The organism is Pseudomonas sp. 09C 129 (genome assembly GCF_002843625.1).
GTDB lineage: Bacteria > Pseudomonadota > Gammaproteobacteria > Pseudomonadales > Pseudomonadaceae > Aquipseudomonas > Aquipseudomonas chlororaphis.
In genome coordinates, this window is record NZ_CP025261.1 from 3,665,284 (window position 1) to 3,683,939 (window position 18,656).

Genomic DNA, 18,656 nt, shown 5'->3' on the forward strand with positions numbered 1-18,656 from the left:
CCTACAGAAGCATGCCCGCGATAGGCGTTCATTCGGGAGCCGGGCTCAGGATGCCGAGCATGGCCACCAGGCCTAGGATCAACAGGGCCGCCGCCAGTTCCAGGACCATGCTGCGACGCAAGGCGGGCAGGGCCGCTGCGGGTGAGCCATGGTGCAGCGCCTGCTCCAGCTGTGGAACCAGATGGAAGCGGTTCAATGCGGCGAACACCAGCATGCTGGCGAACACCGCCACCTTCAGGCTGAGGAGCAGGCCATAGGTGCTGGCGCTCAACGTTGCCAGGTCCGGGCCGACGATCAGCAGGTAATTGAGCACGCCGCTGATGGTCAGGACGACCACGATCAGCGTGCCCAGGCTGGCAAACCCCTTCAGGGCATCGAGCAGGTGGCCTGCCTGCGGTTCGTCTTCGCAGGCGCCACGACGCAGCAGCAGGGCGAAAGCCGCCAGTGCTCCCAACCAGGCGCCGGCACCCAGCAAATGCAGGATGTCGCTGCCCAGGTGCAGGTAATGCCGGCCGCCTTCGCTCATCGCCCCGTGGCCGCCCCAGGCCAGGGTGGCCAGGGCTGCCGCCGTGCACAGAATCAGGCCGTAGAGGGTGAACTTCGGCCAGCCACCGCTGAACAGAAGCAGCCCCCCCGCCAGCAGCAACGCCGCCAGGCGCAGCAGCCAGCTTTGGCCGACAGCGGTTTCCAGCATGAGCGCAGACAGCAGCGCCGGGTCCAGTTCGGCCAGGCTGGTCGCGCCACTCATCGACAGCGCCAGCTGCAGCAGCGCGGCGCCCGACAGCAGCGCGCCCAGCACCAGGGCGGTCGCCAGAGGCCGGCGAAAACGCCATTGGCTCTGCGCGCCACGCAGCCCGTAAAGGCTGAACAGCGCCAGGCCGAACAGCAGCGTCAGATCGAGGTACAGGGCAAAACGCAGGGCGAGGTTGATGAGTTCGCCCATGGCTCAGTTGACTTCGAAGGTCAGGTTGCCGGTGATCGGATGGGTGTCGGCGGACACCGCCCGCCACTCGACTTTGTAGCTGCCCTTCGCGAGCGGGGCGGCGGGGCTGATGATCATGCTTTTCGGATCGCCGCCGCCGGCCACGCTGGCCTTGACCGGCATCGGCGCGTGGCTCATCCCGGGCATGCCGGTCATCAGCAGCCGAGCCCCGGAGAACCGGGTGGTGAGGGGTTCCGAGAATTGCAGCTCGATCTTCGCCGGCGCCGCGCCCTTGGCGCCTTCGGCCGGGGTCGAGGCCAGCAGCTTGGGGTGCGCCTGGGCGACGCCAGTGAGTAACAGGCCGGCACCGAAAGTGGCGGCGATGACGAGATGCTTGAGGTGGGACATGCAAGGCTCCAGGCGGCATTGGCCGCGTGCTGTTTTTAGTTATCTATTGAAGGGAAGTCAGAACCACAGGCGCACACCGAGCACCAGGCGGGCTTCGCTGTTGTCTTCGCCTTCTTCACGGGCGTAGTCCGCGGTCTTGCCGTAGCTGCGGCTCCAGGTCACGCCGACGTAGGGCGCGAACTGGCGGTGCAGCTCGTAGCGCAGGCGCAGGCCGGCCTCCAGCGAGGAGAGCCCCGAGCCGATGCCCCGTTGCGGGTCGTTCTTGCCGTACAGGCTGACCTCTGCGTTGGGCTGCAGGATCAGGCGGTTGGTCAGCAGGATGTCGTATTCGGCCTGGAGCCCCAGGGCACTCTGGCCGCCTTCGCCGAGGTAGGCGGTGGCCTGGCTTTCGAAGTTGTACAGGGCCATGCCTTGCAGCCCGAGGGCGGCCCAGGTCTGCGGTGCGCCGGGCTTGAAGTCCTGGCGCACGCCGCTGACCACATCCCACCAGGGGCCGATGGCATGGCCCCAGAGCGCCTCGACCTGGGCGTTGTCGGTCCGGCCGTTAGTGCGCTCGCCTTCGCTGCGCAGCCATAGCCGGTCGATGTCGCCGCCGATCCAGCCGTTCATTTCCCAGGCCAGAGCACTGCCGTCATCGGCGTCCTGGTACTCCAGGCGATCGACCAGCCACAGCGAGTTGATCGCCTTGTCGTGCACGCCGTGGCCGGACACCGGCGGGAAGGCGGCGCGGCGGTCGGCGTCGGTGAGTGCCGGGATCGGCGTGCGGCTGCGGGTGGGCGCCGCGGGTTCCATGGTCTGCAGCGGTTCGCCGTCCATGCCGGTCATCTGGCTGTGGTCCATGCCCGGCATCGGGTTGCCTTGCATCGCGGAAGCCGGCATGGACGCATGATCCATGCTGGAGTGATCCATGCTTTCGGCGGCCTGCAAGGTGGCGGCGCCGAGGCCGAGCAGGGTGGTGAACAGGGTCAAGGCGTTTTTCGGCATCATGCGGCGCTCCCGGCTTCGTCCACTCGTACTTCGCGAAACATGCCCATCTCCATGTGGAACAGCAGGTGGCAGTGATAGGCCCAGCGCCCCAGGGCATCGGCGGTCACCCGGTAGCTGCGCTTGCTGCCCGGTGGCATGTCGATCGTGTGCTTGCGCACCAGGAAGCGCCCCTGTTCGTCTTCCAGGTCGCTCCACATGCCGTGCAGGTGGATGGGGTGGGTCATCATGGTGTCGTTGACCAGGGTGATGCGTACCCGCTCGCCATAGGTCAGGCGCAGGGGCTCGGCGTCGCTGAACTTGATGCCGTCGAACGACCAGGCGAATTTTTCCATGTGCCCGGTCAGGTGCAGCTCAATGGTGCGGCTCGGTTCGCGCCCGTCGGGGTCTTCGAAGGTGCTGCGCAGGTCGGCGTAGGTCAGTACCCGACGGCCGTTGTCGCGCAGGCCGATACCCGGGTCGGCGAGTTTCGGCGTCGGGCTCATGGTCTGCATGTCCACCAGCGGGTTGCCGTCCTCCGAGGCCGGGTGGCGTTGCATGGCGCCGCCCATGGTGCCGTGGTCCATGCCCGACATGCCGCTGTGGTCCATACCGGCCATGTTGCTGGAATCCATCCCCTGCATCTGGTCGTGGTCCATGCCCTGCATCTGGCCATGATCCATGCCGGGCATGTCGCCCATGCCAGCCATGCTGCCGTGATCCATGCCCATGTCGGCCATGCTGATCAGCGGCCGCGGGTCCAGGGGCGGCACGGGCGCGCTCAGTCCCGGACGCTGGCTCAGGGTGCCGCGGGCATAGCCGCTGCGGTCCATGGCCTGGGCGAACAGGGTGTAGGCCTCCTGCGAGCCGGGCTCGACCAGCACGTCGTAGGTTTCCGCCACGGCGATGCGCAGTTCATCGACGCTGACCGGCTGCACATACTGGCCGTCGGCGGCGACCACCGTCATCTTCAGACCGGGAATGCGCAGGTCGAAGTAGCTCATGGCCGAGCCGTTGATCAGGCGCAGGCGCAGCTTCTCGCCGGGCTTGAACAGCCCGGTCCAGTTGCCGCCGGGGCTCTGGCCGTTGATCAGGTAGGTGTAGGTATGACCGCTGACGTCCGCCAGGTCGGTGGGGGTCATTTTCATCTGCGCCCACATCTTGCGATCGGCGAGGGTGGCCGCCCAGCCGTCGCGGCTGACGTCCTCGATAAAGTCGCCGACCGTGCGCTTGTGGAAGTTGTAGTAGCCGGGCTGCTTTTTCAGGATGTGCATCAGGCGCTCGGGCGCCTCGTCGCTCCAGTCGCTGAGCATCACCACGTAGTCGCGGTCGTACTGGAAGGGTTCCGGATCGCGGGCCTCGATCACCAGTGGCCCGTAGACCCCGGCCTGTTCCTGCAGGCCCGAGTGGCTGTGGTACCAGTAGGTGCCGTTCTGCCGGACCTTGAAGCGGTATTCGTAGAGGCCGCCGGGGGCGATGCCGTGGAAGCTCAGGCCCGGCACGCCGTCCATGTTGGCCGGCAGGATCAGGCCGTGCCAGTGGATCGAGGTGTCCTCCTGGAGGCGGTTGCGCACCCGGATGGTCACGGTGTCACCCTCGCGCCAGCGCAGCAGCGGGCCGGGCAGGCCGCCGTTGATGGTCATCGCAGTGCGCGAGGTGCCGCTGTAGTTGACCTGGGATTCACCGATGAACAGGTCGAACTGCTGGCCGCTGAGGGCGGGCAACTGGCCGTCTTCGCTGCGTGCCCAGAGCGGCTGTTGCCACAGCCCGGTGCCGGCCAGTACGCCGCCGGCGGCCAGGCCCTTGATAAAACTGCGTCGTGTGGGTTTTACATGCATGCCCCAAGGCTCCCTCGATCCTGCTGGTCAGGTATGGGGCGACCTTAAGTGGCGCGGCCTGTCAGAAAACTGAGGTGAAGATTACAGATTTGTCAGCCAGTGGGGCGCCACCCGTTGCCGGATCAGTGGGCGATCTGTTCCAGGTTGCGCTTGAGGTTGGCCAGCGCCAGTTGGGACAAGTGCTCGATACGCGGGCGCAGGCTGAGCAGGTTGAGGTCGGAGCAGTAGTGCAGGGTGCGCTTGAACAGGGTTCCGTCCCCGTATTTGCACAACTGATAGTGGATCGAGCCGTCTGCTGGCGCAGAACTGAAGACGATCTTGAACTCCTTGGGAAATACCGCGACCAGCACCCGGCAGCTCAGGTGGATCTGCAGGCCGAGCAGGTCGATGGTTTTGCCGAAGCGATGCCCCGCTGGCAATGAGCCAGCCAGGCCGGTGTCGGCACGCAGGGAAGCGGGATGCCACTCGGGCCAGCGATCCGGCTGAGTCACGTAGTAGTAGACGGTATCGATCGGCGCGTCGATGTAGAGCTCATGGCTGATGAGCTCGTCCAAAAGGTGCTGCTGACGTTGTTCCATGATGCACCTCCTTGCAGTAGGAGCATCAAATATAGTTGTCCGCGCGCCTGCCATGGAGGCGCGCAAGTCGGCCGTTCAGCGGACTTCGAGGTGGCTCGGCAGAGGGCGATGCAAGGCTTTTCCCGCAGTAAAGGGGAGAGCGCCATGCACAGTTGGGTCGTCGCGCAGCAATGTCGTGGAAGATCCCCGCAAGATGGCGTCATGAATGCTCTTAAGAACACTTGGTCGCAACTAACCATTCGGTACATCAATGCCCATAAGTTGTCGCTTAGTTGTCACGGATTGGATTGTTAAATAATTGTTTCAGCTAGAAAAACCGTGGCTTCCAGGCATTTGTATCGAAAATGTACAAAAATTGTAAAAAACCGAAATATTTGTTGGAGAGGTGCTCTGGCGCGCCGATACTCACAGGCATCGTTTTCCCTCAATCAGGCTTTTCAGACGCTTATTAGTTGAACTTGCGCAACCCTCTAATTGGCTGTGCAAGTGGATATAAGGCTATGGAAAAGCCCGTACACAGGAGTCTTTTATGACAATCGGATATGTCGGCGGCTGGACCAGCAAGGCCGGTCTGCTGGTGCAGGACACTGGCACCCGGGGCAAGCCGGTCAGCCAGAGCGTCAAGGTCAAGCAGATGCTGGCCCTGGTCGGCCAGAACCCGCTGGCTCTGAACGTGTTCAAGATGGATGAAATGAAGCTGCACAAGCAGATCAAGGGGTTCGATCCGGAGAACGTCAGCGCCAAGCAACTGGGCAACATGAGTACGTTCCTGAAAGAAAAGGGCCTGATCAGCGACGTGACGGCGATGACCCTGCTCAATGCCGGCGACAAGTTCGATCGCTTTGGCGTGCAGAAAGACCCGGAGGCCAAGTTCAACGCCCTGGAGTATTTCGCGATCCAGCTGGACACCATCCAGAGCAACAACCTCAAAGGCAACAAGTACGCCAACTACCTGATCCCCGAGTACAAGAAAGCCATCTACGTGCTGCAGAACCTGCAAAGCTACGGCAAGGGCAACGGCACCACGGTGACCGACAAGAATCGCTCCACCAAGGCGTGAGGCGACAAACAAAGGCCCTCGACCGATAAACCGGTCGAGGGCCTTTTTTGTGGCTGGCTGTTTATCGGTCGAGCAAGGCCATCACCGCGTGCGGGTAACGCTCGCCGGCGGTGGCGTCGGGGGTGAATATCCGTTCCAGGGCCTGCAGTTCGTCAGCGTCGAGGCGGACTTGCAGCGCGGCGACATTCTCCTCCAGGTACTTGCGTTGCTTGGTGCCCGGAATCGGGATCAGGTAATCGCCCTGCGCCAGCACCCAGGCCAGGGCCAGTTGCCCGGCGGTGATGCCCTTGGCCGCCGCGAGTTGCTTGACCTGTTCCACCAGCAGCAGGTTCCTGGTGAAGTTCTCACCCTGGAAGCGCGGGCTGAAACGCCGGTAGTCGTCGGCGGCGAAATCCTCCGGGCTCTTCAGGGCGCCAGTGAGAAAGCCTCGGCCCAGCGGGCTGTAGGGCACAAAGGCGATGCCCAGGCGCTGGCAGGCCGCCAGGCAGCCGTTGTCTTCCTGGTCGCGGCTCCACAACGAATATTCGCTTTGCAGGGCGCTGATCGGATGCACCTTGTGGGCCCGCTCCAGCGTTGCCGCCGAGGCTTCGCTGAGCCCCAGGTAGCGGACCTTGCCGGCCCGCACCAGCTCGGCCATGGCGCCGACGGTTTCCTCGATGGCCACGTCCGGGTCGATGCGGTGCTGGTAATACAGGTCCAGGGTGTCCACGCCCAGGCGCTGCAAGGTGCCGTCGATCGCCTGGCGAATGTACTCGGGGCGGCCGTTCACTCCGCGCGCCGCCGGGTCGCCGGGGTTGCGCACGATGCCGAACTTGCTGGCCAGGAACACCTGGTCGCGTTTGCCGCGGATCGCCTGGCCGATCAGGATTTCGTTGCTGTGGGGGCCGTACATGTCGGCGGTGTCCAGCAGGTTGATCCCCAGTTCCAGGGCGCGATGCAAGGTGGCGGTGGCTTCCCGGGTATCGGTGCCGGTGGTGTAGAAATCGGTCATGCCCATGCAGCCAAGGCCGATGGCTGACATTTGCGGGCCGTTCTTGCCCAGTTGACGGGTTTGCATAGGAGAAGCTCCAGTGGATGGGGTGGCGGCCATTGTTCTCCTCGACAAAAACAATATAAACCGGCTAAAAGCGCTATCACTATTCGTAATTTCTAAATAATCCGCGACAGGCCAAGCCAATGGACCGTTTTAATGCCATGCGTGTGTTCACCCGCATCGTCGACCTCGGTGGTTTCGCCAAGGCCGCCGACAGCCTGCAGATGCCCCGGGCCTCGGTGACGGTGCTGATCAAGCAACTGGAGGCGCATCTGGGCGTGCAGCTGCTGTTGCGCACCACCCGCCAGGTCACGCCGACCCTGGACGGCGCCGCCTATTACCAGCGCTGCGTGCGGCTGCTGGCGGACCTCGAGGAAACCGAAGCGGTGTTTTCCGCCGCGCGCCACAACCCGCGCGGCACCTTGCGCATCGACATGCCAGCGGGGATCGGGCGGCTGGTGGTGATCCCGGCGTTGCCGGCGTTCTCCGAGCGCTACCCGCTGGTCGACCTGGAAATCGGCCTCAACGACCGGCCGGTGGACCTGATCCGCGAAGGGGTGGACTGCGTGTTGCGCGGCGGCCTGTGCCTCGACGACTCGCTGGTGGCCCGGCCGTTGCTGGCGCTGGAGCAGGTGACTTGTGCCAGTCCCGCCTACCTGCGCCAGCGCGGTGTGCCGCAGAGCCTGGACGAGCTGGCCGGGCATCAGATGATCGAGTATTTCTCCAGCGTCAGCGGCAAGCGTTATGGCCTGGAGTTCGAGGTGCAGGGCCAGGTGCTGTTGCCGGAGCTGCCCAAGCAGGTGTCGGTCAACAGCGCCGACGGCTACCTGGCCGCCTGCGAGGCCGGCTATGGGTTGGTGCAGACGCCTTACTATCACGTCGCCCAGCAGCTGGCCGAAGGTCGCCTGAGCGAAGTGCTCCGGCACATCCCGCCACCCAGGATGCCGTTGAGCGCGCTGTACCCGCCGCACCGGCACCTGTCGACGCGGGTCCGGGTGTTCGTCGACTGGCTGGTGGAGTTGTTCGCCCAGCCGGGGATTCACAACACCCGGCTGGCGTAGCTCGACAGTAAAGACAGACGCCCGCGGCGAGGCGGGCGTCGGGCAATTTCGTGGTGGGTTACAAGGGGAGAAATACTGGCGCTCTGGATGACTTAGCGGTGGTAGTAGTAGCCGGGGCCGCCGTCGTAATGGCGGTGATGCCAGCCGTCGTGAGGGAAGATGATGCAGCCGGACAGGGCCAGCATCGCCAGCAGGGGAATCAGCCGGGTGATTCGACGGAACATTGCGCAGTCCTCAAAGGGCTCTGGGGTTAAAACCGCCGCGATGCAGCGAAAACTCTTCGGCGGCTGTAACATGAGACCCCGTTCGCCCGCGCCCATCCCCGATTCTCGGTAGGCGTTTGGCATCTGTTTCGATACAGAGTCGATACATTTACATGCGGCATTTTCAGGCCGCACCTTTACAGGTTCAGGAACCCGCAATGACCCAGAAGCAACGCTTGATCTATTCGATTGTGATTTCCCTGGTGGTACTGGGAATCATGCTTGGCCTTTCTTACCTGCAGAACGCCGGGATGATCACCGAGAAAATGTTCCAGTACATCGCCATTGGCGTGGCGGTGACCGTGGTCGTGATCAATGGCGTGATGCGGCGCAAGGTCAAGCCTTGAGAGACACCCCCAGGCGGCCTCAGTCGCGGCCGTCGAGTATGGCTTCAGCCTGCTGATGCAGGCTGAAGCTCTTGTCTGCATTGAGGGTGATCACGCCTTCGCTGCACAGCCGCTTCAACACCTCGCGCACGCTGAGGAACGACAGCGGGATATCCAGCTCCAGCAAATGACTGTGAATGCCTCGCACCCCCAGGGCGCGCTGGCTTTCGGCTGCCTGCAGCAAGGCATCGATGACTTTCAGGCGAATCAGGCTGGTGCGCAGGCCGAAGCTCTTGAGCAGGTGCCTGATGCGTTCGTTGCGGTTGCGCTCGGCTTGCTTGCCGAAGACACCGGCGCCGGCGTTCAGGGAGGACGCGGGTTGTGCGGTGTGGCCATCCGTTGGCAGTTGCGGGTCGTACATGCAAAAACTCCTTTTCAGAGCCTGATCAGGAAAATGACGGGTGCTCTCACATAACTAGACGAACGAGCCGCGCAAATCATGAGGAATCAGTTGTAGAAAATTTGTGAGGGCTTTGTCGTCGCCAGGTTGGCGGGCGATCGGCGCCTGGCGCGAGGGCGCTAAATTTTCCGTGGCGGTTTCGTCTGTAAGGGCAGGCGGGCTTTGGCTGATGCCGGGTCGCGCCGTCCTTTACCGGGCTGGAATCCGTATCCCCTGTGTGCTCATCGGCATGCCGCGCCAGCCTGGGTTGTGCATCTTCTTTCGATCAGGAGTCGGCGTGATTATTTCCAGCCAGTTGCCCAGGTTTTGCCTTGCGGGTTTGTTTCTCGGGATGAGCCTTGCGGCTCAGGGACGCGAGGTCCAGGGCGGCGAGGCAAGCGCCGATATTCGCCGCACCGGTTTTGGCGTCCCGCATATTCGCGCCGCCGACGAGCGCGGGCTGGGTTACGGCATCGGTTACGCCTATGCCCAGGACAACCTGTGCCTATTGGCCAACGAAGTGCTGACGGTCAATGGCAAGCGTTCGAAGTATTTCGGGCCGCAGCAGCAGACCGTCGAGCAACGGGAAAACCTCACCAGCGACCTGTTCTTCAACTGGCTGAACACGCCCCAGGCGGTGTTCGGCTTCTGGCAGGCGCAGACGCCGCAGGTGCGGCAACTGATCGAAGGGTATGTCGCCGGCTATAACCGCTCCCTGGCCGAGCGCCGGGCCCAGGGCCTGCCCGAGCAGTGCCAGGGTGACTGGGTACGGCCGTTGACCGCCCTGGACCTGGTCAAGCTGACTCGCCGGCTGTTGGTGGAGGGTGGCGTCGGCCAGTTCGCCGAAGCCCTGGTGGGCGCGACCCCGCCATCCGCCACGGCGCAGCTGAAGCCATCGGCCCAGGCCTTCGCCCAGGCGGATGCCCGCGGCCAGCGGTTCGCCCTGGACCGTGGCAGCAACGCGGTGGCCGTGGGGCGCGAGCGCTCGTTCAATGGTCGCGGCATGTTGCTGGCCAACCCGCATTTTCCATGGGTGGGCGGCATGCGCTTCTACCAGATGCACCTGACCATTCCCGGCAAGCTGGACGTCATGGGGGCCGCCTTGCCCGGCCTGCCGATGATCAATATCGGTTTCAGCCAGCACCTGGCCTGGACCCACACGGTGGACACCTCCAAGCATTTCACCCTGTACCGCCTGCAACTGGACCCCAAGGACTCGACCCGCTACCTGCTCGACGGCAAGTCCCTGCCGTTGGAGAAACAAACGGTCAGCGTCAAGGTGCAGGGCGAGGGCGGCCAACTCACGACCGTCAGCCACAGTGTCTACAGTTCGCAATTCGGCCCGCTGGTGCAGTGGCCCGGCAAGCTGGACTGGGACAACCGTTTCGCCTACAGCCTGCGCGACGCCAACCTGGAAAACGACCGGGTGCTGCAACAGTGGTACGCGATGAACCAGGCACGCAGCCTCAAGGAGTTGCAAGCTTCGGTGCATCGACTGCAGGGCATTCCCTGGGTCAATACCCTGGCCGTGGATGACCAGGGCCAGACGCTGTACATGAACCAGTCGGTGGTGCCCAACGTCAGCGCGGAAAAACTCGCCCACTGCAGCGACCCGCGGATCGGCACCCAGCTGATCATTCTCGACGGTTCCCGCGCGGCCTGTGCCTGGGACATCGACCCGGCCGCCGCGCAAAAGGGCATCTATCCGGCCAGCCAGCTGCCGCAACTGTTGCGCAGCGATTACGTGCAGAACTCCAACGACTCGGCGTGGATGGTCAACCCGGCCGCGCCGCTGCAAGGCTTCTCGCCGCTGATCAGCCAACAGGACCTGCCGCTGGGGCAGCGCGCGCGTTTTGCCCTGAATCGCCTGATCGGCACGGGCAAGGGCGAGCCGCTGAGCGCCGCCGACCTCAAGCACATGGTGATGGACGACCAGGTGTACCAGGCAGGGCAGGTGATGCCGGACCTGCTGCAGTTCTGTGCCGCCGACCTGGGCAGCGATGCCCGGGCCCTGGCGCCGCTGTGTGCCAGCCTCAAGGCCTGGGACCGCAGCGCCAACCTGAAAAGCGGAGTGGGCTTGGTGCATTTTCGCAACGTCATGGAGCAGCTGGAGGCGGTCGATAATCGCTGGCGCGTGGCCTTCGATGCCCGGGACCCGCAGCACACGCCGCGCGGCCTGGCGATCGACCGGCCGCCGGTGGCCAAGGCGCTGCGCGCGGCGATGCTGGCCTCGGTGCAACAGGTGGCCGAGTCGGGCCTGAAGGCCGACAGCCGTTGGGGCGATATCCAGGTGGTCAGCAGCGGCGGCCGGCAGACGCCGATTCATGGCGGCCCGGCCAGCCTGGGCGTGTACAACGCGATCCAGAGCGTTCCCGCGGCCGACGGCAAGCGTGAGGTGGTCAGCGGTACCAGTTACCTGCAAGTGGTGACCTTCGACGAGCAGGGCCCGCATGCCCAGGGCCTGCTGGCGTTTTCCCTGTCCAGCGACCCGGCGTCGCCGCACTCGCGGGACCAGACCGAGGCGTTCTCGAAGAAGCAGTGGAGTGTGTTGCCGTTCACCGAGCAGCAGATCCAGGCGGACCCGCAGTATCGGTTGCAGGTGATTCACGAAGTGGATGATCGGTTGCGCAAGGTCGCGACTCAGTAAGCGCGTTCAATCTGCCGTCAAGCGAAGGCCGCACCCGCGAGGGTAGCGGCCTTCAGCTTTTTGGCGCGGTGCCTGGCAGCGAATTGACGACCGGGTTGCCGTCCTGGTTGCGGGTCAGGTACACCGGCAACACTTTGGGCAGCGTGGTCACCAGGCTCTTGACCGCGGTGACGTCGTAGATGCCGCCGACCCGAATGTTGCCCGTGGCGCTGTCGGCCAGCATCACCGGCTTGCTGAGGTAGCGGTTGATCAGCGGCAGGGCCTCGCCGAGCGCCAGGTTGTCCAGCACCAGCTTGCCTTGGCGCCAGGCCAGTGAGCTGTCGTTGGCAGCGGTCTGGCTGATCAGTGGCTGGTAATCGCCCTGGCGATAACGCGCCTGCATGCCCGGATCGAGAGGCAAGCCAGCGTCGGGGTGGCTGTTGTCGCTGTTCACCAGCACCGAACCTTCGAGCAGGGTCACCCGCACCTGATCCTCGTACATCCAGACGTTGAACTCGGTACCGGTGACCCGGACCTGGCCGCTGGCCGCCTTGACCACGAACGGATGGGCGCTGTCGTGGCTGACCTTGAAGAAGGCTTCGCCTTTTTTCAGGGTGACCCGGCGCTGGTCCTTGTAGTTGCTGTAGGTCAGCTCGGTGCCCAGGTTGAGTTCGACCTGGCTGCCGTCGGCCAGGGTCACCTGGCGCATGCTGCCGTCGGCCTGGAAATGTTCGTAGGAGGAGGGCAGCCAGCCCAGGCTCCAGCCGCTGTAGGCGGCCAGGGGCAGGGCCAGGGCGCTGATCGCCGCGGCCATGCCGTAGGCGCGCCAGGGTTTGCGCGGCGCCGGCAAGGGCAGGACGGTGGTGGTTTGAGGGCGAGGCAGATGGTCGGCGACTTCCCAGATTTCCTGCATCGCTTCGTATTCGAAGGCATGCAGCGGGTGGGCATCGCGCCATTGCTCGAAGGCCTGGCGTTCGGCGGCCGTACAGTCCGCGGCATGCAGACGCATGCACCACTGCGCGGCGGCATCGGTGATGGCGTCGTATTCGGCTTCTGTGAGGTGCTGTTCGCTCATTGGCTCTTCCTGGTTTCGCGCATTCTACCCTTCGCAGCCAGGCTTGGAGAACCGCCGTCATGGCTAATGCATATCAAAGTGCGGGTTATTTTTGGAGCAAAGCCTCTGAAACACAGGACTTTCGTCAGCAGTATCCACAGCGGGAGTGAAAAAATGATCAAAAACACCCTGGCCGCGGTCATCGCCACTGCCACCTTGCCGAGCTCCGGCGCGCCATCCTCGGCTGACGGCGTGTTGGTGGCGGCTCTGTCTCTTCCTGGCATCGCCGGTGCAAGGCCATGGCCGAGGTTGACAGGGCGCGCGCAAAGCGTTGTTTAATCGTCGGGCGCACTCACTTGGGTGCCTTCTCATGCGCTGTAGCCCATTCCAATAATTAATCCGGAGCTCCAGATGTCTGTATCGCCCCCGGCTGTTGCAACACCGCAGGAACACCTGTCGCTCGAGGCACTGGTGAAACTGCTGGAAACGATCTTTCTGCGCCATGGCACCAGCGCCGAAGTGGCGCGCAGCCTGGCGCACAACTGTGCCGCTGCCGAGCGCGACGGCGCCCACAGTCATGGCGTGTTCCGTATTCCCGGTTATGTCTCGACCCTTAACAGCGGCTGGGTCAACGGCAAGGCTGTGCCGGTGGTCGAAGACGTGGCCCCGGCCTTTGTCCGGGTCGATGCCGGCAACGGTTTCGCCCAACCGGCGCTGGCGGCGGCGCGGGCGTTGCTGGTGGAGAAAGCGCGCAACGCCGGGATCGCCATTCTGGCCATCCGCAATTCCCATCACTTCGCCGCGCTGTGGCCGGACGTCGAGCCGTTCGCCGAGGAAGGGCTGGTCGCCTTGAGCGTGGTCAACAGCATGACCTGCGTGGTGCCCCACGGCGCCGACCGGCCGTTGTTCGGTACCAACCCGATTGCCTTTGCCGCGCCCCAGGCCGGGGGCGACCCCATTGTCTTCGACCTGGCCACCAGCGCCATTGCCCATGGCGACGTGCAGATCGCCGCACGCAAGGGCGAACGCCTGCCGCCGGGCATGGGCGTGGACGGCCTCGGCCAGCCCACCGACGATCCGAAAGCCATTCTCGAAGGCGGCGCGCTGTTGCCGTTCGGCGGGCACAAGGGGTCGGCGCTGTCGATGATGGTCGAGCTGCTGGCGGCGGCGCTGACCGGTGGCCATTTCTCGTTCGAGTTCGACTGGTCCAACCACCCGGGCGCGAAGACGCCCTGGACCGGCCAGTTGTTGATCGTCATCGATCCGAGCAAGGGCGCCGGGCAGAATTTCGCCGAGCGCAGCCAGGAGCTGATCCGCCAGATGCATGGCGTAGGGCTCAAGCGTCTGCCGGGGGATCGCCGGCATCGCCAGCGGGAAAAGTCCCAGCGCGAGGGGATTGCCCTGGACGCCGCGGAGCTCAAGCAGTTGCGGGAACTGGCGGGGCTTTAAAACGCGCTTTCAACACGCAAGGACCAGGCAAGCATGCTGCAAGCCTGGTCCTTTTTTTAGCGGTCGCGGGTGGCGCTGGTCGTTACAGAAAACCGGTTACGAACGACGCCCCAGCAACAGGCCCACCACCAGGCCGACGCTGGCGGAGATGGCCACGGTCTGCCACGGATGGCCGCCGATGTATTGCTCGGTAGCGTCCACCATCGGCTTGCTGCGCTCACGCACGCTGGACACCGAGTCCAGTGCCTGCTTGAGTTTCAACCCGACCTGTTGACGCAGGTTCTCGCCTTCCTCACCCACCAGCGATGCGCTGCTTTTCAGGAGCTTTTCCGATTCTTCGATCAACGCTTGAAGCTCGCTGAATTCCTGGTCCTTGATTTGTTCGTCAGCCGCTTGCGCAGCAGTTTTACGAGCCATTGAGTTACTCCTTGCGGGTCAGTGATGCGATGAACAATGGAGTTGCGGGGCCGGCGAAAAGTTGCAGATATTTTCTCCACCCGCTCCATGCCAGCGGGAAAACCCCAGCCGTCACAGTGTAAGATGTCGGCTATTTTACGCAGCAGGAAATTCCCATGAGCTTCAATCTGGCCAACAAGACTCTCGCCGAGCGTGCAGAGATCGAAGATGAAAAGTCCCGTCTGTTCGAGCTGTGGCAGAGCAACCTGGGCAAGGCCAAGGGCGAAGCCGCACGGTTGTTCGGCGAGCGCGGCAAGCGCAAGGGCAAATGGGCCGAATGGGTGCGTGCCGAGCTCGACGGCATGTCGCCGCCGGAATACGCCAACATGGTGCGCAGTGAAGTCAATCGCCTGATGGCGGCGAACAAGTAAGCTCGAAGCTGGCGACGATCGCCTCGCGCACTTTCAATACCACCGGATCGATCTGCGCGCTGGTGCGCCAGCCCAGCTCGATCGGGTAGCGCGGCAGGTCCAGCGGGCAGGGCAGCAGCGCCAGCCCGGTCAGTTCGGCGATGCTCCGCGCGGCGTGGGCCGGAATGGTCGCCACCGCCTGGCTGCCCTTGAGCAGATAGGGCAGCGCGGCGAAATGCGTAGTCGAGGCGCAGACCTGGCGACTCAGCCCCAGGGCCGCCAGGCCCTCGTCGGTAATCCCGATAAAGCCTTGCGACGATACCAGTACATGTTCGCGGGCGACGAACTCGTCGAGGTCGATGGCCTGCTGTCCCGGGCCCAGGCTCGCCGGGTCCGCCAGGCACAGATAACTGCCTTCCCCCAATACCTGACGGCTGAGCATGCGTTCGGCGAAACCGCCGGCGCTGATGGCCAGATCGATGCTGCGCTGCAACAGCGCTTCGCCGACGATCTGGCTGTGGCTCTGGCGAAAGATCAGCCGCAGCTTCGGCGCCCGCCGGGCGACTTCCTCGATCAGGCGCCGACCGTAGGCAATCTCGAAATCGTCCGACAGCCCGATCGCCACCGAGCGGCCCTGATAATGGCTGGCATGGGGATCGACCATGGCCAGGCTCTGCCGGCATTTGTTCAGGGCCTCGCTGACCACCGGCTTGAGCTGGTTGGCCCGCAGGGTCGGCGCCAGGCCGCGCCCGGTGCGCACGAACAACTGATCGCCGTACAGCTCGCGCAGGCGCCGCAGCGCCGCGCTCATGGCCGACTGGGTGACGCCCAGGCGCAGGGCGGCGCGGCTGGCGCTGGATTCGTCATGCAGGGCTTCGAAGGCCTTGAGCAGGTTGAGATCGACCTGGGCGATATTCATCTGGTTCATATCATTCAGTATCAGGAGGGGCTTTCTGCATGATCGGCGAGGGCCGGACAATGGGCAACACTTCATCGCCACAGGAGTTTCCCCGATGTCCAAGTCCGTTGTCGCCGCGTTGCAGATCGGCTCCCTGCCAGGGGGCAAGGCCGATACCCTGGAGCAGATCCTGTCCTTTGAAGCCGCCATCATCGAGGCCGGCGCGCAGCTGGTGGTGATGCCCGAGGCCTTGCTCGGCGGCTACCCCAAGGGCGAGGGCTTCGGTACCCAGCTCGGCTATCGCCTGCCGGAAGGCCGTGAAGCCTTTGCCCGTTATTTCGCCAATGCGGTCGATGTGCCGGGTGCGGAGACCGAGGCCCTGGCCGGCCTGGCGGCGCGCACCGGGGCCAACCTGGTGCTGGGGGTGATCGAGCGCGCTGGCAGCACCCTGTATTGCACGGCACTGTATTTCGATCCGCAGCACGGCCTGGTGGGCAAGCACCGCAAGCTGATGCCCACCGGCACCGAGCGGCTGATCTGGGGCAAGGGCGACGGCTCGACCCTGCCGGTATTCGACACCCAGGTCGGCCGGGTCGGCGCGGTGATCTGCTGGGAAAACATGATGCCGCTGCTGCGCACCGCGATGTACGCCAAGGGCGTGCAGGTCTGGTGCGCGCCGACCGTGGACGAGCGCGAGATGTGGCAGGTCAGCATGCGCCACATCGCCCATGAAGGCCGCTGCTTCGTGGTCAGCGCCTGCCAGGTGCAGGCGTCACCCCAGGCACTGGGGCTGGAGATCGCCAACTGGCCGGCCGAGCGCCCGCTGATTGCCGGCGGTAGCGTGATTGTCGGGCCGATGGGCGAGGTCTTGGCCGGGCCGCTGGTGGGACGCGCCGGCCTGCTGACGGCGCAGATCGATACTGACGAGTTGGTGCGGGCGCGCTACGACTACGATGTGGTCGGCCACTATGCCCGTCCGGATGTGTTCGAGCTGACGGTGGACGAGCGGGCCAAGGCCGGCGTGCGTTTCATCTGAGGCGACGCCACTCTTCGCGGGTGATTTCCCAGATATCACGGGGCAATCGCCCGCAGACGAAGTCGTCTTCGTCGCTGCGGATCAGGCGCATGCCGGCACGTTCGGAAATCCGCCGCGAGGCCAGGTTCGGCGCGGCCTTGGGCACCCGCATGACCTCACGCCTCAGCACCTCGAACCAGTACTCGGTGACCGCCGCGCTGGCCTCGCTCATATAGCCCTGGCCCTGCCACGCCGGAGCCAGCCAGAAACCGCGGTTGTTGTCGGTCTGGTCCATCAGGCTGACATTGCCGATCAATTGTTCCGGCGCGCTTTTCAGGCGGATCGACCAGTGCCATTCCTCGCCGCGCTCGATGGCCGGCAGCGCCAGGTCGCGCAGGTAACTCAGGGCACCATCGGCGGGATAGGGCCAGGGCACCCGCGCGTTGAGGTATTGCACCACTTGCCAGTGCGCAAACTGCTGCTGGACAGCCTCGGCATCGGCCAGCTCCAGCGGACGCAGGATCAGGCGTTCGGTGTACAGGGTAGGGGACAGCGCCATATGAAAACCTTTCTCCTTGCGGGCAATGAGTTCCGGGGTAACCCATCCATTGTCTAGTCGAGCATCCAGCTACTGTCGCCCTCGGTGAGCGTGCCTCCGTGACTGGTCGTGTCTCCCAGCCTGGCAACCGCTTTCCCCTCGATGTCCTCTGTCGGTGAACCAGTTTGTATGACGGCACCGCAACTGATGCCATCACCCACCCGGGCGACGGCTTTGCCATCGATAGAGGCACTTGTCGCCCCACTGACAACCGTTCCCGCTCCGTGTATCGGGCAATCATGGCTATGACCAACAAGTACAACGGGTTTCATGCAAGTTCCCTCTTTGAATCAACCTGGGTTGTCGTCAATGAACGATGCTCTCGATAATGTCTGGCAAGGTTTTGCTGCTCCAGCTTGTCAGCAACACGCTAGGGTCCAATGGTCTTGGCCGTCATTTCCATTTGCGCTGATGTGACAGATTCTCCTTCGAGCGCTTGTTGCGGTGGGGCCGCCGGACGTACGCGCAACAGGCGACAGGTCATCCACCAGCAAAGAGCAACGAAGAAGTTGTAAGGGAAGAACACTAACCAAAGAGGCATCAGCCACCATTTCTTGCCCTGCTTTTCCCCAGGCTCTCCCGTGCGCCAAGGCACATAGTGACGAAATGCCTGACGGGGGGTCAGGCAGATAGAGTTATGAGGCACATACCACCAGTGGGGTTCTTGAGGAACGGGCAGCTTATCCGGGCCATGGGCCATGAATTGGCGGATGTACTCCCAGACTTGTGCAACGAAGATCGGTCGAGGATCACTGGGTTCATTGCTGTCGACACAGATGCTATAGGTCGGCGCCCAGGATTCTGCGATTTGCCTGGCTTGCGGACTGTCTTGGTCAGTACCGAACGCATTGAGGATCAATGAAGTAGTGGTACTGAACGATCGACCGGAAAACTCGGTTCGACCACAGATGCCTGCTTTAACGTTGTTCCAATCACCGACAAGCAGGGTCTTGCCCTTCAGGTAATAGACTTTTTGCGTGTGGCGATTGAAATAGAAGTTCGATTGACTTCTGATCAGGTGGATCCGGTAAAACAGAAACAACGAAATTCCCAGCGGCAAGAGCAGGGGAATGAGCAGAACCCACACTTCATCAGCCGGCGTGTCATTGATCACGGCGCAAAACATCCATAACCACAGAAGCAACGTGACGACTATCGTGGCGGAAAACAGCTTGGCCATGAACGCCGAGTCTGCGGGCATCGGATTGCGCAGGCACAACACGCTTTTTCCCATGGAGATGTATTGGTCGCCGATAGACGGTACAGCTTCTGCCTTGTCTTTTGGGGTCCAGGTCCAGCTGATGGTCATTTGGTGCTCC

The 18,656-nt window shown here is 63.6% G+C and carries 21 protein-coding genes; 7 read left to right on the forward strand and 14 right to left on the reverse strand.

Annotated features, from left to right (window positions below; genetic code table 11):
• Window positions 1-28: 28 nt before the first annotated feature.
• The 5 genes from copD to CXQ81_RS16625 form a co-directional block, all read right to left on the reverse strand.
• Window positions 29-943: a copper homeostasis membrane protein CopD gene (copD, locus tag CXQ81_RS16605; protein ID WP_101337850.1), complete on the reverse strand. Its 915-nt coding sequence runs from the start codon at window positions 941-943 to the stop codon at window positions 29-31.
• Between the two features lie 3 nt (window positions 944-946).
• Window positions 947-1,330 carry a copper homeostasis periplasmic binding protein CopC gene (gene copC / locus CXQ81_RS16610; RefSeq protein ID WP_101337851.1) on the reverse strand — a complete coding sequence of 128 codons (384 nt, stop codon included), beginning with the start codon at window positions 1,328-1,330 and terminating at the stop codon, window positions 947-949.
• 57 nt (window positions 1,331-1,387) lie between these two features.
• On the reverse strand, window positions 1,388-2,317 hold the full coding sequence (locus CXQ81_RS16615; RefSeq protein WP_101337852.1) for a copper resistance protein B: 930 nt from the start codon (window positions 2,315-2,317) through the stop codon (window positions 1,388-1,390).
• Window positions 2,314-4,131, reverse strand: coding sequence for a copper resistance system multicopper oxidase (locus tag CXQ81_RS16620; RefSeq protein WP_101337853.1), 1,818 nt, complete (start codon window positions 4,129-4,131; stop codon window positions 2,314-2,316). Before CXQ81_RS16620 ends, CXQ81_RS16615 begins: the two co-directional genes overlap by 4 nt.
• A 122-nt stretch (window positions 4,132-4,253) precedes the next feature.
• The gene (locus CXQ81_RS16625; RefSeq protein WP_101337854.1) at window positions 4,254-4,709 is read right to left on the reverse strand and encodes an SRPBCC family protein; all 456 of its coding nucleotides are present in this window, start codon (window positions 4,707-4,709) and stop codon (window positions 4,254-4,256) included.
• Window positions 4,710-5,238: 529 nt separating this feature from the next.
• Between CXQ81_RS16625 and CXQ81_RS16630 the strand changes: the two genes are divergently transcribed.
• A complete protein-coding gene (locus CXQ81_RS16630) occupies window positions 5,239-5,769 on the forward strand; it encodes a hypothetical protein (RefSeq protein ID WP_007928592.1) in 531 nt (176 codons plus the stop codon).
• Window positions 5,770-5,830: 61 nt separating this feature from the next.
• Here the strand turns inward: CXQ81_RS16630 and CXQ81_RS16635 are convergent, their stop codons facing one another.
• Window positions 5,831-6,826 carry an aldo/keto reductase gene (locus CXQ81_RS16635; RefSeq protein ID WP_101337855.1) on the reverse strand — a complete coding sequence of 332 codons (996 nt, stop codon included), beginning with the start codon at window positions 6,824-6,826 and terminating at the stop codon, window positions 5,831-5,833.
• Between the two features lie 119 nt (window positions 6,827-6,945).
• Between CXQ81_RS16635 and CXQ81_RS16640 the strand changes: the two genes are divergently transcribed.
• Window positions 6,946-7,863: a LysR family transcriptional regulator gene (locus tag CXQ81_RS16640; RefSeq protein ID WP_101337856.1), complete on the forward strand. Its 918-nt coding sequence runs from the start codon at window positions 6,946-6,948 to the stop codon at window positions 7,861-7,863.
• A gap of 92 nt (window positions 7,864-7,955) precedes the next feature.
• Here the strand turns inward: CXQ81_RS16640 and CXQ81_RS31515 are convergent, their stop codons facing one another.
• Window positions 7,956-8,087, reverse strand: a complete 132-nt coding sequence (locus tag CXQ81_RS31515) for a hypothetical protein (protein ID WP_007928589.1) — start codon at window positions 8,085-8,087, stop codon at window positions 7,956-7,958.
• 197 nt (window positions 8,088-8,284) lie between these two features.
• On the opposite strand from CXQ81_RS31515, the gene CXQ81_RS16645 reads away from it, so the two are divergent.
• A complete protein-coding gene (locus tag CXQ81_RS16645; protein WP_007928588.1) occupies window positions 8,285-8,473 on the forward strand; it encodes a hypothetical protein in 189 nt (62 codons plus the stop codon).
• A 19-nt stretch (window positions 8,474-8,492) separates the two neighbouring features.
• Here the strand turns inward: CXQ81_RS16645 and CXQ81_RS16650 are convergent, their stop codons facing one another.
• Window positions 8,493-8,873: a hypothetical protein gene (locus tag CXQ81_RS16650; protein ID WP_007928587.1), complete on the reverse strand. Its 381-nt coding sequence runs from the start codon at window positions 8,871-8,873 to the stop codon at window positions 8,493-8,495.
• A 316-nt stretch (window positions 8,874-9,189) separates the two neighbouring features.
• Between CXQ81_RS16650 and CXQ81_RS16655 the strand changes: the two genes are divergently transcribed.
• Complete coding sequence (locus CXQ81_RS16655; protein ID WP_101337857.1) at window positions 9,190-11,538, forward strand: acylase; 2,349 nt, start codon at window positions 9,190-9,192, stop codon at window positions 11,536-11,538.
• A 52-nt stretch (window positions 11,539-11,590) separates the two neighbouring features.
• On the opposite strand, the gene CXQ81_RS16660 is transcribed toward CXQ81_RS16655, so the two are convergent.
• On the reverse strand, window positions 11,591-12,592 hold the full coding sequence (locus tag CXQ81_RS16660) for a FecR family protein (RefSeq protein WP_101337858.1): 1,002 nt from the start codon (window positions 12,590-12,592) through the stop codon (window positions 11,591-11,593).
• A 390-nt stretch (window positions 12,593-12,982) separates the two neighbouring features.
• Between CXQ81_RS16660 and CXQ81_RS16665 the strand changes: the two genes are divergently transcribed.
• Window positions 12,983-14,020, forward strand: a complete 1,038-nt coding sequence (locus tag CXQ81_RS16665; protein WP_101337859.1) for an Ldh family oxidoreductase — start codon at window positions 12,983-12,985, stop codon at window positions 14,018-14,020.
• 96 nt (window positions 14,021-14,116) lie between these two features.
• Here CXQ81_RS16665 and CXQ81_RS16670 read toward each other — a convergent pair whose 3' ends face one another.
• On the reverse strand, window positions 14,117-14,437 hold the full coding sequence (locus CXQ81_RS16670) for a YqjD family protein (RefSeq protein WP_101337860.1): 321 nt from the start codon (window positions 14,435-14,437) through the stop codon (window positions 14,117-14,119).
• Window positions 14,438-14,592: 155 nt separating this feature from the next.
• Between CXQ81_RS16670 and CXQ81_RS16675 the strand changes: the two genes are divergently transcribed.
• Entirely contained in the window at window positions 14,593-14,847 is a 255-nt protein-coding gene (locus CXQ81_RS16675) for a hypothetical protein (protein WP_007928582.1), read from the forward strand.
• Here the strand turns inward: CXQ81_RS16675 and CXQ81_RS16680 are convergent.
• Entirely contained in the window at window positions 14,819-15,754 is a 936-nt protein-coding gene (locus CXQ81_RS16680; RefSeq protein WP_101337861.1) for a LysR family transcriptional regulator, read from the reverse strand. The two genes, CXQ81_RS16675 and CXQ81_RS16680, sit on opposite strands and share 29 nt — an antisense overlap.
• Window positions 15,755-15,839: 85 nt before the next feature.
• Here CXQ81_RS16680 and CXQ81_RS16685 point away from each other — a divergent pair, with 85 nt between their 5' ends.
• Window positions 15,840-16,760 (forward strand): carbon-nitrogen hydrolase family protein, encoded by a 921-nt coding sequence (locus CXQ81_RS16685; protein ID WP_053261042.1) that lies wholly within the window; start codon window positions 15,840-15,842, stop codon window positions 16,758-16,760.
• Here the strand turns inward: CXQ81_RS16685 and CXQ81_RS16690 are convergent.
• The 3 genes from CXQ81_RS16690 to CXQ81_RS16700 all read right to left on the reverse strand — a co-directional run bounded on the left by CXQ81_RS16690 (window position 16,753) and on the right by CXQ81_RS16700 (window position 18,646).
• Window positions 16,753-17,298, reverse strand: a complete 546-nt coding sequence (locus CXQ81_RS16690) for a GNAT family N-acetyltransferase (protein ID WP_101337862.1) — start codon at window positions 17,296-17,298, stop codon at window positions 16,753-16,755. The two genes, CXQ81_RS16685 and CXQ81_RS16690, sit on opposite strands and share 8 nt — an antisense overlap.
• Window positions 17,299-17,351: 53 nt before the next feature.
• Window positions 17,352-17,609, reverse strand: coding sequence for a PAAR domain-containing protein (locus CXQ81_RS16695; protein ID WP_101337863.1), 258 nt, complete (start codon window positions 17,607-17,609; stop codon window positions 17,352-17,354).
• A 98-nt stretch (window positions 17,610-17,707) separates the two neighbouring features.
• Window positions 17,708-18,646 carry a DUF6708 domain-containing protein gene (locus CXQ81_RS16700; protein ID WP_101337864.1) on the reverse strand — a complete coding sequence of 313 codons (939 nt, stop codon included), beginning with the start codon at window positions 18,644-18,646 and terminating at the stop codon, window positions 17,708-17,710.
• Window positions 18,647-18,656: the final 10 nt, after the last annotated feature.

Bases quoted from the DNA above. Each gene is read 5' to 3' on its own strand.
- copD (WP_101337850.1), bottom strand. From the start codon at position 943: ATGGGCGAACTCATCAACCTCGCCCTGCGTTTTGCCCTGTACCTCGAT.
- copC (WP_101337851.1), bottom strand. From the start codon at position 1,330: ATGTCCCACCTCAAGCATCTCGTCATCGCCGCCACTTTCGGTGCCGGC.
- CXQ81_RS16615 (WP_101337852.1), bottom strand. From the start codon at position 2,317: ATGATGCCGAAAAACGCCTTGACCCTGTTCACCACCCTGCTCGGCCTC.
- CXQ81_RS16620 (WP_101337853.1), bottom strand. From the start codon at position 4,131: ATGCATGTAAAACCCACACGACGCAGTTTTATCAAGGGCCTGGCCGCC.
- CXQ81_RS16625 (WP_101337854.1), bottom strand. From the start codon at position 4,709: ATGGAACAACGTCAGCAGCACCTTTTGGACGAGCTCATCAGCCATGAG.
- CXQ81_RS16630 (WP_007928592.1), top strand. From the start codon at position 5,239: ATGACAATCGGATATGTCGGCGGCTGGACCAGCAAGGCCGGTCTGCTG.
- CXQ81_RS16635 (WP_101337855.1), bottom strand. From the start codon at position 6,826: ATGCAAACCCGTCAACTGGGCAAGAACGGCCCGCAAATGTCAGCCATC.
- CXQ81_RS16640 (WP_101337856.1), top strand. From the start codon at position 6,946: ATGGACCGTTTTAATGCCATGCGTGTGTTCACCCGCATCGTCGACCTC.
- CXQ81_RS31515 (WP_007928589.1), bottom strand. From the start codon at position 8,087: ATGTTCCGTCGAATCACCCGGCTGATTCCCCTGCTGGCGATGCTGGCC.
- CXQ81_RS16645 (WP_007928588.1), top strand. From the start codon at position 8,285: ATGACCCAGAAGCAACGCTTGATCTATTCGATTGTGATTTCCCTGGTG.
- CXQ81_RS16650 (WP_007928587.1), bottom strand. From the start codon at position 8,873: ATGTACGACCCGCAACTGCCAACGGATGGCCACACCGCACAACCCGCG.
- CXQ81_RS16660 (WP_101337858.1), bottom strand. From the start codon at position 12,592: ATGAGCGAACAGCACCTCACAGAAGCCGAATACGACGCCATCACCGAT.
- CXQ81_RS16665 (WP_101337859.1), top strand. From the start codon at position 12,983: ATGTCTGTATCGCCCCCGGCTGTTGCAACACCGCAGGAACACCTGTCG.
- CXQ81_RS16670 (WP_101337860.1), bottom strand. From the start codon at position 14,437: ATGGCTCGTAAAACTGCTGCGCAAGCGGCTGACGAACAAATCAAGGAC.
- CXQ81_RS16675 (WP_007928582.1), top strand. From the start codon at position 14,593: ATGAGCTTCAATCTGGCCAACAAGACTCTCGCCGAGCGTGCAGAGATC.
- CXQ81_RS16680 (WP_101337861.1), bottom strand. From the start codon at position 15,754: ATGAACCAGATGAATATCGCCCAGGTCGATCTCAACCTGCTCAAGGCC.
- CXQ81_RS16685 (WP_053261042.1), top strand. From the start codon at position 15,840: ATGTCCAAGTCCGTTGTCGCCGCGTTGCAGATCGGCTCCCTGCCAGGG.
- CXQ81_RS16690 (WP_101337862.1), bottom strand. From the start codon at position 17,298: ATGGCGCTGTCCCCTACCCTGTACACCGAACGCCTGATCCTGCGTCCG.
- CXQ81_RS16695 (WP_101337863.1), bottom strand. From the start codon at position 17,609: ATGAAACCCGTTGTACTTGTTGGTCATAGCCATGATTGCCCGATACAC.
- CXQ81_RS16700 (WP_101337864.1), bottom strand. From the start codon at position 18,646: ATGACCATCAGCTGGACCTGGACCCCAAAAGACAAGGCAGAAGCTGTA.